Annotated in this window: 14 protein-coding genes and 2 tRNA genes; 4 read left to right on the top strand and 12 right to left on the bottom strand. The window is 40.8% G+C overall.

The features are described from left to right. Positions 1–502: 502 nt before the first annotated feature. Together OW157_RS04485 and OW157_RS04490 are read right to left on the bottom strand one after the other, a co-directional pair. Positions 503–1,339 carry a hypothetical protein gene (locus OW157_RS04485; RefSeq protein WP_268752137.1) on the bottom strand — a complete coding sequence of 279 codons (837 nt, stop codon included), beginning with the start codon at positions 1,337–1,339 and terminating at the stop codon, positions 503–505. Then, a complete protein-coding gene (locus tag OW157_RS04490; RefSeq protein ID WP_268752138.1) occupies positions 1,339–1,713 on the bottom strand; it encodes a DUF488 domain-containing protein in 375 nt (124 codons plus the stop codon). Before OW157_RS04490 ends, OW157_RS04485 begins: the two co-directional genes overlap by 1 nt. A gap of 116 nt (positions 1,714–1,829) precedes the next feature. Here OW157_RS04490 and OW157_RS04495 point away from each other — a divergent pair, with 116 nt between their 5' ends. Continuing rightward, positions 1,830–2,702: a putative RNA methyltransferase gene (locus OW157_RS04495; protein ID WP_268752139.1), complete on the top strand. Its 873-nt coding sequence runs from the start codon at positions 1,830–1,832 to the stop codon at positions 2,700–2,702. 253 nt (positions 2,703–2,955) lie between these two features. On the opposite strand, the gene OW157_RS04500 is transcribed toward OW157_RS04495, so the two are convergent. The 4 genes from OW157_RS04500 to OW157_RS04515 all read right to left on the bottom strand — a co-directional run bounded on the left by OW157_RS04500 (position 2,956) and on the right by OW157_RS04515 (position 6,187). Beyond that, a complete protein-coding gene (locus OW157_RS04500) occupies positions 2,956–3,735 on the bottom strand; it encodes an SDR family NAD(P)-dependent oxidoreductase (RefSeq protein ID WP_268752140.1) in 780 nt (259 codons plus the stop codon). Between the two features lie 118 nt (positions 3,736–3,853). Continuing rightward, entirely contained in the window at positions 3,854–4,423 is a 570-nt protein-coding gene (locus OW157_RS04505; RefSeq protein WP_268752141.1) for a TetR/AcrR family transcriptional regulator, read from the bottom strand. Positions 4,424–4,441: 18 nt separating this feature from the next. Next, complete coding sequence (locus OW157_RS04510; RefSeq protein ID WP_268752142.1) at positions 4,442–5,107, bottom strand: ABC transporter ATP-binding protein; 666 nt, start codon at positions 5,105–5,107, stop codon at positions 4,442–4,444. A 12-nt stretch (positions 5,108–5,119) separates the two neighbouring features. Continuing rightward, complete coding sequence (locus OW157_RS04515; protein ID WP_268752143.1) at positions 5,120–6,187, bottom strand: ABC transporter permease; 1,068 nt, start codon at positions 6,185–6,187, stop codon at positions 5,120–5,122. 139 nt (positions 6,188–6,326) lie between these two features. Here OW157_RS04515 and OW157_RS04520 point away from each other — a divergent pair, with 139 nt between their 5' ends. Beyond that, positions 6,327–7,028 (top strand): glucosamine-6-phosphate deaminase, encoded by a 702-nt coding sequence (locus OW157_RS04520; RefSeq protein ID WP_268752144.1) that lies wholly within the window; start codon positions 6,327–6,329, stop codon positions 7,026–7,028. A gap of 201 nt (positions 7,029–7,229) precedes the next feature. Here the strand turns inward: OW157_RS04520 and glmS are convergent, their stop codons facing one another. Both glmS and OW157_RS04530 read right to left on the bottom strand, forming a co-directional pair. Then, entirely contained in the window at positions 7,230–9,041 is a 1,812-nt protein-coding gene (gene glmS, locus OW157_RS04525; protein WP_268752145.1) for a glutamine--fructose-6-phosphate transaminase (isomerizing), read from the bottom strand. A gap of 445 nt (positions 9,042–9,486) precedes the next feature. Continuing rightward, on the bottom strand, positions 9,487–10,176 hold the full coding sequence (locus tag OW157_RS04530; protein ID WP_268752146.1) for a LysM peptidoglycan-binding domain-containing protein: 690 nt from the start codon (positions 10,174–10,176) through the stop codon (positions 9,487–9,489). A gap of 715 nt (positions 10,177–10,891) precedes the next feature. Here OW157_RS04530 and OW157_RS04535 point away from each other — a divergent pair. Both OW157_RS04535 and OW157_RS04540 read left to right on the top strand, forming a co-directional pair. Continuing rightward, on the top strand, positions 10,892–11,086 hold the full coding sequence (locus tag OW157_RS04535) for a hypothetical protein (protein WP_268752147.1): 195 nt from the start codon (positions 10,892–10,894) through the stop codon (positions 11,084–11,086). Continuing rightward, on the top strand, positions 11,079–12,482 hold the full coding sequence (locus OW157_RS04540) for an amidase (protein WP_268752148.1): 1,404 nt from the start codon (positions 11,079–11,081) through the stop codon (positions 12,480–12,482). Before OW157_RS04535 ends, OW157_RS04540 begins: the two co-directional genes overlap by 8 nt. A 132-nt stretch (positions 12,483–12,614) precedes the next feature. Here the strand turns inward: OW157_RS04540 and OW157_RS04545 are convergent. The 4 genes from OW157_RS04545 to OW157_RS04560 form a co-directional block, all read right to left on the bottom strand. Then, positions 12,615–12,686 (bottom strand) — tRNA-Gln (locus OW157_RS04545). 9 nt (positions 12,687–12,695) lie between these two features. Next, positions 12,696–12,776 (bottom strand) — tRNA-Tyr (locus OW157_RS04550). A gap of 45 nt (positions 12,777–12,821) precedes the next feature. Further along, positions 12,822–12,968, bottom strand: coding sequence for a hypothetical protein (locus tag OW157_RS04555; protein ID WP_268752149.1), 147 nt, complete (start codon positions 12,966–12,968; stop codon positions 12,822–12,824). After that, positions 12,965–13,567, bottom strand: coding sequence for a pseudouridine synthase (locus tag OW157_RS04560; protein WP_268752150.1), 603 nt, complete (start codon positions 13,565–13,567; stop codon positions 12,965–12,967). Before OW157_RS04560 ends, OW157_RS04555 begins: the two co-directional genes overlap by 4 nt. Positions 13,568–13,590: the final 23 nt, after the last annotated feature.

Below are 13,590 nucleotides of genomic sequence, written 5' to 3' on the forward strand. Positions count from 1 at the left end.
GATTGCCAGTAAAAAAAGAGAGAGGCCAGGACAAAAGTCCTGGCCTCTTCATATATATGAACATTTATCTTCTAGTCGGGTTCCAAAAGTCAGAACAGACTGCCTTTCCTAAAACTCTCTGATGGCCGTTTGCCATCTTTCACGTTTTAGTCCAAGGCTTCTGTTCTTAACGACTTTTGTCGCACCCTGTTTAGTCGAGTTCTGAAATGCAGGACTGACATGCGTTTCCCAAAAGCTTTTGATAGCTAATTGCTATCTTCAATCTTTTGGTCCAACGATTCCGTCCTACCGCTTTTCATCGCACCCTTACAGTCGGGCTCTGAAATGCAGCCCTACCAGTATTTTCTGAAAATGGAGCTAACCGTTTTTCCTCTCATCCTATTAGTTGAGTTCTGAAATGCAGCTCCTTCGACTGTTTCCTAAAGTTGTTTGGATAGGTTTCTTCTATCCAAACAACTTTAGTCCAACAGCTCAGAGCTCCCGCATTTCATCTCATCCTTTTTTATGCTTTTCCATCAACAGAATATGGGGTGATTTCTTGGCGTTCATTGATTTGGAAATAGAGGATTATCCACGTTGCCAACCAAACAGCAAAAACGTCTAAAGCACACCTTGACACCATATCCCACCAGGACAGCTGATAAGTGAGCAACATATAAGCATGGTAAGCGATACTATAACTAGCAAAAAAGCTTAAGGCAAAGGCTTGGCTCTTGCCTTTTTGATCTTGGCGTAAGAGATAGCGCTGTATCGTTGAAAAAGATAAACCAATAGCCAGTCCCATAGACAAGGTCCACATTAAAGAAATCCCAAACATATCATGGCTAGCTTGGTAGCCATCCAAGCCCCAATAAGTGAGCATTCGAAACAGGGTAAAAGTTAGCATATAAACTAAAATGCCCCTAGGATAGAAAAAAGGCTTAGGACGGTACATCAACCGCTCCCTAGCCAGTAGGGATTGGATTAACTTGCCTTGAACCATAAATAAAATAACCAATTTCAAAGGATTGACTAACCAATCCAAGTCTACCCGATGCGGTAAGGGTTCCGATACATAGAGGAGCAGAATTAATAATTGACTCACTACATATAGGGTTGCTTTGAAACTCTTAGGTCCTGGTAAACGAAAATCAATCAAGAAATAATGATAAGTCATTACTGAGAAGGCCAACCATGCACCTAAAAACAGTAAAGGATAGTAGGTTCCCGTTTCCACAAAAACCGAATTCGCCAATATCGCTTGGAAAGAGGCATTAGCAAAAAATAATGAAAAAACGACAAATAAGGCAGCCATTAAGCCGCCAATTATCGCTGAATGCAAGAGTCGTTGTTTCCTCATTATTTTTCCGTCTCCTTATTAAATTGGTCTAAATAATCCATTAAAACTAATACATGGTTTTCTTCTTGATTTTTAGCCGCATATAGCAAGGTTACTGTTCCTTGGCTTTCCCAATCCAGTAATTTTTGACAATAAGCTTGTGCATCATCAGATTCGGATAATTCCTTTTGATAATCTTGGGCAAAACGAGAATAATCAATATCCCCCTGGTGCCAAGCCTTACGCAAACCATTAGAAGGAGCCAGAGCCTTAGCCCAATCATCAACATGCGCGTCTGATTTTTTGACACCTCTAGGCCATAAACGATCCACCAAGATACGTTTGCCATCTGAGTCAGCTAGGTATTGATCATAAATGCGTTTCTTTTGTATCATAGTAAGTGCCTCCTAACACACTATTAGTATAGCAAAGCCTTAATTTATTTTGAAAGTATTTGCTAGCCAACAGCCAAACAAGTCTCATGATATACTCTATACAAAGGAGGAAGTCCATGTTATCTAAACGCCAAACTGCTATCCAAAGACTAGAAGACTGGCAAGACGACTTAACTTGTCCCCATTGTCAGGAAAAATTAGCTTGGACTGGTCAACAAGTCAGCTGTCCCCAAGGTCATAGTTTCGACCTAGCCAAGAGCGGGTATTTAAACCTTGCCCCTCAACACCAAGAAAAGCACTATCATAAAGACCTTTTCGTAGCTCGCTACCAACTCATGGCCCAACACGAATTTTATCAAGGAATCTACCAAGACATACTAGCTTTATTAGATAAACACCATTATCAAGCCCATAATTCCTGCCATATTATCGACTTAGGGACCGGTGAGGGGAGTCATTTCGACCAATTTTTACAGGCTTATCAATCCGCCTATCCCCAAGACAATTTTGCTGCCATGGGCTTTGACTTGGCAAAAGACGGTATCCAAATTGCTGCTAAGCACCATTATCAAGCCTTATGGACAGTGGCAGACCTGGGTCATATTCCCTTGGCAGATAATAGTGTCGACTTGGCCCTAACCATCTTATCCCCCTCCAATTATAATGAAGTCAAACGCGTCTTAAAAACAGGAGGCTATCTCATCAAAGTTATTCCCGGACCAAATTACCTTGCAGAATTACGTGCTTGTGTCCTATCAGCTGACAAGCAAAAACAGGATTCACAAACGACAATGAGTCGGTTTCAAACGGAATTTAATCAGGTCGATGCCATTGATTACCAGCGTGATTTCACACTCAATAGTAGTAGTCGCGATGCCTTACTTAAAATGACCCCTCTAACTTGGCATGCTGACGCTGAGCAACTGGCTGCTGCCCAAAAGCTGAGCCATATCCAAGTCGACCTAAAAATTCTTATTGGTAAAAATTAAGAGCCTAGCAAGTTGATAAAGACAAAAGTCTCGTAAGCTAAGCTCCACTCTAACAATTAAAGAATAAAACACATTTACCATGTATGATAAATCGAGGCATACATGGTTTTTAATTCTAATTATTTACTCAAAATTTTGGCGCACAAATTAAAACTCTTCATCAAATTAATTTGATGAAGAGCCTTAAAATCGCTTAATTTTCAATTATCTATTTTTCGAGAAATGTCATAACCACTGATATTTTATCTAGTTATTAAAGAACTGCGGCTGACCCACCATCGATATTAATGGCCACACCAGTTAAGTAAGATGCCGCTTGAGAAACTAAGAAGGTAATCGTATTGGCAGCCTCTTGGGTTTGACCAATCCGACCTAAAGGAATGTCAGTAAAGCTTTGTGAAAATTCCTCCCAAGTTTTATCCGGCGCTTCCTTTTGCCAACGTTTCTCAATTTGTTCACTACGAATAAGACCCATGCAAACGGTGTTGACCCGAATATTATCTGGTCCCAGTTCCTTGCTTAATCCCTTAGTCAAAGCTTGACCTGCAGCCCGACTCACTGAAGTTGGGAAACTTGCTGCTCCTGGCGTCCGACCACCTACAGCTGTCACATTAACAATCGCTCCCTGGTCAGCAGCCTGCAAATAAGGTAAAGCAGCCTTAATAAAACGGATCGCACCAAAAAGTTTAAGGTCCAAATCCCCTTGCCATAAGTCATCATCAACCGTCATAAAAGGATTAGCTGATGAAGTTCCAGCATTATTAACTAAAATATCAATGCCATCGAAATGTTCGACTGTCTTAGTGACAACATTCTTAACAGCTTCATCATCAGTGACATCACACACGACGTAGTGAACCTCTTTACCCGTTGCTTCCTTAATCTCCTCTACAGCTGTTTGCAAACGCTCTTCGCGTCGGGCACAAATCACTACATTAGCCCCTTCTTGAGCCAATGTTTGAGCCGTTTGTAAGCCAATTCCCTTACTCGCTCCTGTAACAATGGCTACTTTTCCTTGTAAACCTAAATCCATAAGGCACCTCCATTAATTTAATCCACTTTTAGTGTTTGACTAGTTTTAGTACACCAAACTTTTCTAAGCTTATCTTACCAAACAAAAGGAATTCCACAAAAAGACACACTAGAAGTCCTTAAGCCACAACCCCTTGTAAGAAAATCGTAACAAATTTCTTCGCCAGTTGCGTCGCTGACAAATGAGGATAGACCTTCATGGCAGCAAACATCAGACTAAGATACAACGAACCTAATTCTTCGGCCGTAAAGTCAGGTCGAATGACCTCATCTGCCTTGGCAAAAAGTTGACAAATTGGGGCTAACATCTTCTCTTGCCACAGTTGGCGAAGACTTTGACGAATCTCATCAGATACCATATGTGTCATATCATGCTGCATCATCATATAATCCATCGATTGATAGGTTAAAAGGGTAAGCGACAAGTCATAAAGACTTTTTGTCATATCGCCTTGATAGCAGTCTAAAATAACTTGCAGCTCTTGGTTCAACAAATCTAGTTGATAGGCCATAACGCCTTGGTAGAGACTCTCTTTATTCTTATAATAATGATAGAGATTGGGTTGGGTCATGCCAATTTCCTGGGCTATAGCTCGAGTTGAAGTCGCCTTATAGCCTTGGGTCATAAACATCCGACTAGCGCACTCCAAAATCCGTGCCTCTGTATCAACATTATAGCTTTGCCCCATGATACCAACTCCTTATGCTTAAACTTCTTCAACAACCCCATCATGCATTTCTAAAATTCTATCACATTTTTTTATCATCCGCTTATCATGGGTAACCATCACAATAGCCTTTTGTTTATCTTTGGCTTCTTGGGCGAGAATATCCACCACTTCATAGGCTCGGTCAGTGTCTAAACTAGCAGTGGGTTCATCTGCCAAAATTAGAGTAGGATCATTGTACAGGGCCTTGGCAATAGCCACCCTCTGTTGTTCTCCACCTGATAAATCTTCTGGGTACTTATCAGCCAAATCAGCAATGCCCAATTGTTCTAATAACTGATCACGATACTGGCTATTGTCGGATTTTTTCACCTTATCAAACAGAACAAATTGGTCAGCAACAGTTAAATAAGGAACTAAATTACTGGCTTGGAGAATAAACCCAATTTCTTCTAAACGTAATTTTGCTAGGTCAGCATTAGATAATTGGCTAATGTCTTGACCACTAATAATCACCTGACCACTTGAGGGCTTCTGAAGTCCCCCTGCAATGGTTAATAGGGTGGATTTTCCAGACCCAGATGGCCCTAAAATTGCCACAAATTCGCCCGCTTCTATGGTGAAGGAATTATCTTTTAAGGCTTGGATTTCTTTATGACCACTAGTAAAATTCTTGCTCACATTAGTAAATTCGATTGCTGTCATATGCTCCATCTCCTAACTAATTGCATCTAAAGGATCAATATCAGTGATCGTTTTTGCCGAGAACAAACCACCCAGCATGGCCACAACCACCATCATTACCGCAATAACGGAAAAGAAAAGCCAATTATTCAGGTATGGCATCTGTGCTGGCAAGACTAAGGAAGATAAGTAAGTCACCAGTAAACCTAATACCACCCCACAAGTTGATAAGAGGAAGGTTTGTCCAATCACCGAGCCAATAATATAGCGCGCTGGAATCCCTTGCGCCTTCATCACGCCAAAGGTTTCAGTTTTCTGTAAGGTCAATACATAAATAAAAATGGCAATAACAATAGCAGAAATAACTATCAAGAAGCCAATCATCAATAAAAAGGTCATATTCTGAGCTGAATAACCGGGTAGGTCATTAATAAAATCAGAAATAGCCACAACTTGTAAGTCATTAGAATCAGTTTGGGCACTCCCTCTCACCACGATGGCTGATAGTGGCTTATCATTGCCCTGGCCGCCACCCATTATTTCTAAATTTTTATAATCAGCTAGAGCCATGTAAATCACTGGCTGGACACTCATCTGTGCCTGGTCAGTGAAACCAACAATGGTTAGCTGGTCATCACTTTGTTCAAAAGCCAAAGTATCACCAAGAGCAAAACCATACTCTTCTGCTAATGATTGATCGACCACCACTTCATTTTTATCTTCAAAAGGACGCCCTTCAATAATATTCGGCATCAGAAAATTATCCTTTTCAATCCCAAACAATTGTCCACTAACAGCTTCTTCTTGGTCAGCTGGTGGGGTAAATAAGGCCATTTGAATGCCAATCGGTGCCTTTTCCTCAGCAGACACTTGGTCTAGTGCCTCTTCAGACAAATGCGACATAGTAACTCGGTTAGACACCCCTTCTGATAAAATAATTTCATCGGCTTGCCACTTGTCAATCGCAGATCGGTTGGATTGGGCCAAACCATAAGCCAATCCGGTTAAGAAAAACACCAAATAAGCCACCAAAAATAAAAGACCCGCTACTAGAACATAACGCCACTTTGAATGCTGGATTTCCTTTAACGCTAGAAACATTACTTCACTCCTTATCAATTGATAAATTTTATCACTTGATAATTATAGCGGAAATCATTGGATTCGTCTAGCTAAAGCAAGCTGCCATGGCAAAATTTGATGATTTAAGGTATACTTAAGGCAAAAAAGAGGGAGAATTATGGATATTAAAATCTTCGACAAGCAAGTAGATGCGGCTAGCTATACGGTAAAAATTTTTCAAGCAGCGATTGATCAAGGCGCTGAGGTATTTGGCTTAGCCACTGGATCAACACCGATTCCTGTTTATGACCAGTTAGTAGCTTCTGATATCGATTTTTCTGAGTGCGTATCAATTAATTTAGATGAGTATTATGGTTTAAACAGCGACCATCCGCAATCCTACCACCAATTCATGGCTGACCACCTATTCAATAAGAAACCCTTCAAAAAATCTTATCTGCCTGATGGTGCCACTGATGATCTTCCTGGTGAACTTGCCCGTTATGACCAAATCATCCAAGCACATCCGATCGATTTACAAATTCTTGGCATTGGAGAAAATGGCCATATTGGATTCAATGAGCCGGGTGCCCCTATGGACGGACACACTCAATTAGTTCAACTCACTGATTCCACTATCCAAGCTAATGCCCGTTTCTTTACTGATCCTAGCCAAGTGCCTACTCAAGCCATCAGTATGGGCTTAGCTTCTATAAGCAGTGCCAAACAGATTGTTTTACTCGCATTTGGTGCCAATAAGGCTGATGCCATCGCCAAAACTGTTAATGGCCCCCTAAGCAACCAAGTTCCAGCGAGCATCCTAAAAAAGCACGATAATGTCACTTTGATTTTAGACCAAGGCGCCGCTAGCCAGCTCTAAACGAAATAAGAAGTAAAAATATAGGCTGGGACAAAAAGTCCCAGCCTATTTATAATATCGGAATATTTATCTTCTAGTTGGGTTCCAAAAGTCAGAACAGACTGCCTTACCCAAAATCCCTCAGATGACCGTTAGCCATCTTTCGTGTTTTGGTCCAAGGCTTCTATTCTTAACGACTTTTGTCACACCCTCTTATTTATATTATTCAACAGTAACTGCCTTAGCAAGGTTACGTGGTTTATCAACATCTAAGTCACGATCTAATGAGGCATAGTAGGCCAATAATTGTGTTGGTACTACAGTAACTAGAGGCGCTAACAAGGAATGGACGGCCGGAATAACAATTTGGTCATCTTGGCGTTCCATACCTTCCATGGTAATAACCACTGTATTGGCGCCCCGAGCCCGTGTTTCTTCTAAGTTGCCTCGGGTATGGGCTGCGGTATCTTTTTGACTGATGACAGCTAAAACAGGTGTGCCATCCTCAATCAAGGAAATGGTACCGTGTTTTAATTCCCCACCAGCAAAACCTTCTGTTTGAATATAAGAAATTTCTTTTAGCTTAAGGGCAGCTTCACAGCTGACATAGTAGTCTAAGCCCCGGCCAATATAGAAGGCGTTACGCACATCGGTAAAGATTTGTGTGGCAATCTCATGGAGATGGTCTTTGTCATCCACAACTGTTTCCATGGCATTGGCCACCAAACTCAATTCGGTTTCCATATCGAAATCAAGTTTTCTTCCTTGGGCATTAGCTAAAACATCCGCTAAAACGGCCATTACTGCAATTTGACCAGTGTAGGCCTTAGTTGAAGCCACTGCAATTTCAGGTCCCACATGGAGAAGCAAGGTGTAGCTAGCTTCCCGAGACAGGGTTGACCCCTTCACATTAGTAATGGTTAGGGAATCATAACCTAATTCATTGACTTGAACCAACACTTGCCGGCTGTCAGCAGTTTCTCCTGATTGTGATAGGAAAATAAAGAATGGTTTTTCAGTTAGCAGCGGCATGTTATAAGCGAATTCAGAAGCCACATGAACCTCAACTGGAATACCATTTAATTGTTCAAAAAGGGCTTGTCCTACTAAACCAGCATGCATTGATGTCCCCGCACCGATAATATAAATTCGGTCACTAGCTTGCATGGCTGCAATAATCTCAGAATCAATAGTCAATTGGCCTTGATCATCTTGATATTCTTGAATAATACGACGGATAGCTGCTGGTTGCTCGTCAATTTCTTTGAGCATGTAATAAGGGTAAGTGCCCTTACCTAGATCATTGGCATCTAAGGCTGCAGTATAAGGGTCACGACTGATTTCTTGTCCGTCACGGTTTTCAATAACCACTTCATCATTGGTTAAGGTAACCATTTCACCATCGTGAATTTCAATATATTGGTTGGTGATATCAATTGACGCCATAGCATCAGAAACAATCGTATTGAAATCTTCTCCATGACCAATTAATAATGGACTCTTGTTTTTAGCCGCATATAAACGGTCAGGCGTTTGATTATCAATCAAGGCAAAGGCGTAAGATCCTTCCACTACAGCTAAAGCTTTTTTGAACGCTTCTTTACCATCCAAGTTTTCTGTTTGTGCAAAGTGTTCAATCACATTGACAACCACTTCGGTATCTGTTTCACTTTGTAGATCAACATCTGCCAAGTAATCTGCTTTTAATTCTTGGTAGTTTTCGATAACGCCGTTATGTACTAAAGTAAAACGACCGCTAGCAGATTGGTGAGGGTGGGCATTAGACACACTTGGCACCCCATGAGTCGCCCAACGCGTGTGACCAATCCCCATATTTGTTGTTTCAGCAGCATTAACCTTATCGTTTAAGGCAGCAATTCGTCCTTGCTCCTTGTATAATTGTCCAAATTGACCATCTTGGTTAAGCAAGTAAATTCCTGCTGAATCATAGCCCCGGTATTCCAACCGTTCTAATCCATTAAGCAAAACTTCCTTAGCTGAGTTATTTCCAATATATCCAACAATACCACACATAAATGTAGTCCTCCTAATTTAAGACAGACCTTCCCCTTGGAAGACCTGTCCATTTTATTTGCTACTACATACATGTCATGCTTTTTCACTAATTGCTTAGTTTGTTACATCACTTTGGACCGTATAGCCCCTGAGTCACCCGCCGAAAAATCGATCAACCCAGTCCTCGTCACTTTATAATAAAAGTCTGGCGCTATCCCTAAGACCTTAACCGTCTAATTGGGCGGTCATGGTGCTCCTATAGAGATTTTAATAAAAGTAATAGCTTACTCATTATATATTACCTTTTTCACAACTGTCAATGACTTCTGCTTAGTCTTTTTAAAAAGTTAAAACACTTAAACAAAAGCAAACAAGGTTAGCAATAAGTTTTACATACAATAAAAAAGGATGAGATTACTATCCCATCCTCAACTAATTATTTAAATTTAAGTTTGGCTAGCTCTTAGTACCAACCATTTGCTTGCCAGAATGATTGGGCGTTAGTCCATGAGCCGTAACGACCAGCAACATAAGCATCAGCAGCAGCTTCTTGTTGGGCTGGAGAAGCACCATAAGAAACTAAGCTAGGGTTTAATTGGTAACGACCATAGTAGCCACCTGCTGGGTTGTACGCTGAGTATGAACCGCCTGATTCGCGTTGAGCAATCCATTCTTTAGCAGCCGCTTCGCCACCAGTTTGCGCAGTTCCTTGTGAAGAACCTTGAGATTGTTGTTGAGCTGGTGCTTGGTTAGTTTGTGTTTGTTGTTGAGCTGGAGCAGCTTGTGCACTTACTTGGTAAGAAGCTTCTTCATGACCTGAAGCGTCAGAAACAGTGACTTCTGTTACTTCACCTTGGGCATCTTCAGTGAATGATAATTTGTTGCCTGGGAAGATAATGTTCGCATCTTCAATACCGTTAGCAGCAGCTAAAGCGTTAAGGTCAACATCAGCAGCAGCAGCGATAACGCCTAAAGTATCACCTGATTGAACAGTGTAAGATACAACGTCGCCTTCTTCTACTTTCATGTCAGCTTGTACTTGTTCTACAGTACGTGCTTCCCATTCAGCAGCGTCAACATCAACAGTTTCGTTGAAAGCAAGGAAACCTGCTAAAGCAATTGAAGTAGTTGCAAAAATCTTAGTTAATTTCATTAGTAAATAAAACTCCTTTAAAGTCATTTGGTGGTCTTAGCACCTGTAAAGTATTAATTTCAATTTCATTGGACACCTGTTTCGTCCACAAGCAATATACTAGCACAGGCCTAGAAGGGAAGTAACCCAAAAGGGGGCTTTGTTAATGCCTCTTAACCCTTTTGAAATTCAAATCGAGGTTCTTGAAATCGGCTCGTTAATTTGTCATATTTTTGTAACTTTATGTTCGCCTTTTTACCGAGTTTTCTTTTCTGAATTCTGCTTTTGTGACAAAATACCACTTATTATTGATTGTTTTTCACTATAGCGCACAACAGAATCGCTGTAAAACAAGGTTTTCAATTGTTTCAGTGTGTCTATCTTGTAACAAAAGCTGTCAACTACCATTGTAAAGTCAGGCGAACACTACGTAAATAAAACCAGCTAATTTAGCGTTTATACGGTTTTTTCTGCTCTAATGACCCTAAAAACCCCCTATAAATTCAAATTACATAATTCTTTAACTTGTTTATAAGTACTATTATATTTTAATAATAATGATTTTATACAATTAATAGCCGATTGTTACTTTATGCACTAAATCGTTTAAATTGGCGCAAAATAAATATAACCTGGATTGTTAGACTAACGTTCTTAGTTCGTGATAGGGTTAATTTGTAATCAATAAACTAGTATATTGTATTACAAATAATCACGAGGAAGGATGCTTTAAATAATGAGATATTCTAAAGAGTATTTACAATCCCATTTTGATACCCAAAACATCCCGTATGATGACGATGATATTCGTCGTGTCCAAATGATACTTGATTTTATCAGCGAAGGTGAAGAAAAACTCGACCAATTTGATAATATCCAGTCAACTAAAATCTTTTTAAGAAATAATATGGAGGTAATCGATCATGACTAAGTTAATCTTTAAGCCGGCTCATGAATTAGCGACGATGATTAAAAACCGCGAAGTTACTTCTGTAGAAGTCACTCAAGCTTTCTTAGATCGTATTCATGCCATTGATGACCACGTAAAAGCTTTTATCACAGTAACTGATGAATCAGCCCTGGAACAAGCCAAGCAAGCCGATGAGGAAATTGCAGCTGGCAATTACAAGGGGTATTTACATGGCATGCCAGTTGCCATTAAAGATACTTATATGACAGAAGATATTCGCTCAACTAGTGGATCAGGTTTATTTAAGGACTACATCCCTGATGTCACTTCAACACCTGTTAAAAATATTATTGAAGCAGGCGGTGTCATGCTCGGTAAGCTAAATATGCACGCACTAGGTCCTGGTTCAGCTGGTTTTAATCCATTTTTTGGCCACACCCGTAATCCTTTTGATCTCAATCATATTGTCGGTGGCTCAAGTGGAGGATCCGGTGCAGCCTTAGCAGCAGGAATGGCACCAATCGTAACCGGCACCGACATGTGGGGGTCTTTACGAGTACCCGCTGCCATGAATGGCGTCTATGGTTTCAAACCAACTTACGGTTTACTTAGTTCAGCCAACAATATTCCAACTTCTGAAACCCATGACTCTACCGGACCAATGGCGCGTCATGTTGAAGACTTGGCTATGTTACTAACTGTTATGTCGAGTTACGATCCCCAAGACCATAATAGTCTCAAGGATGTTGACCGCCCTGACTATACGCGCAACCTAGACAAAGGAATTGACGGTCTAAAAATAGGAATCCCAACTTACTATAAAAAAGGCCTAGATGATGAAGTTGCTCGTTTGTTTAACCACTCCCTTGAAAAACTCCAAGAATCAGGCGCTGAAATCACTGAGTTTGACATGCCTGAACTTGAAGTCACGCAATTTGCTGGTCAAGTTACCCCAATCGCCGAAGCAGGAGCCAACTATTTTGATGAATTAAAAAACCAACCAGAAAATATAGCTAAAGATGTTCGCGCTTATCTGATGGCAGGTTCAGTGGTAACTGGTCAACAATATGTTCGAGCTCAAAAAGCAAGACGTCTCCAAGCTTTGGCTTGGAATGAGGCCTTCAAGGAATATGATGTCATTTTAGGACCCACTATTCCAATACAAACCCCAGCCTTCCGTTCTGAAGATCAACTTCCAGAACAAGCCATTGATGTGGTTAAGGCTGTCCAACCATTTACCGTCCCTGGTAATATGACGGGACTACCGGTTATTTCATTGCCAATGGGCTTAGATAAGGATGGCTTGCCAACCGGAATGCAATTCTTTGGGCGTCCTTTATCAGAAGAGCGACTATTGCAAATCGCCAAAGCCTGGGAAAACACCCAACCAATCACTTATGACAGTATTGTCGTATAGAAAATCGCTCTCAACAGAATAATTGGTTAAAAACCAAAAGGACGCTGGCCAAGCTAATCTGGTCAGCGTCCTTTTCTTATATTATAGATAGAAAAAAAGACAGCAATCTAATCGCTGTCTTTCAATGATAAACTGGGATAGCTGGATTCGAACCAGCGCATGATGGAGTCAAAGTCCATTGCCTTACCGCTTGGCTATATCCCACTATTGAAATGGAGGGAGAAGGATTTGAACCTTCGAACCCGAAGGAACGGATTTACAGTCCGCTGCGTTTGGCCACTTCGCTATCCCTCCAAAATTATCGTACTTGATTATAATAACATCTAGACAAGGGAAAAATCAAGGGATTTTTCCTCTTTTTTGATATTTTTTGGCTAATTCTTGCATGGCATGTTTTTCACCTGGCCTTAACTCCCTAAATTCGCCGGGTGCCAAGTCCCCATTATTTTGAATTGGCCCTAATTGAATTCGTTCTAAATTAGTCACCTTAACCCCAATACTAAGGAACATTTTTTCACTTGATGTCTTTTTCCTTCTATTATAGTCACTTCTGCTGTGCTTTCTTGCTGGCTCGTGGATATAATTTTTAATTGTGCCGGTTGGCATTGGTAACCATCCAAGAAACGGACCCCCAGATTGAAATAATCCACCGCCTCTTCTGCAATCGGACCATTGACTATCACTCGATAGGTTTTCGCCACGGAAAAATATGGATTTTCTAAAACATAGTGCAGTTGACCATTATCCGTTAAGAGCACGATGCCACAAGCATCACGGTCCAAACGGCCCACTATACTTAACTGGCTAGTATCAATGTGTTTTTCCACCAAATCCAAGACAGAAGGATAGTTAGGATCACGTCGAGCCGAAAGATAACCCGGTTTTTTATTAAGTACCCAATAGTGGTGACTAGGGATGGTTAAAGGTTCTTGGTCTAGAGTAACTTGGTCCCAGTTCCCATCCACTGCCATAGTGAAGTGACTTATCGTCTCTCCATTAACCTGAACCCGCCCTTGTCTAAGCCATTGTTTGGCCTGTTTATGGGAACACTGAACAGCCACTTGTAAAGCCTTTAAAATATGCATAAGCCACCCCTAATCGAAAAGCT

This window comes from Aerococcus kribbianus, assembly GCF_026805545.1.
Lineage (GTDB): Bacteria > Bacillota > Bacilli > Lactobacillales > Aerococcaceae > Aerococcus > Aerococcus kribbianus.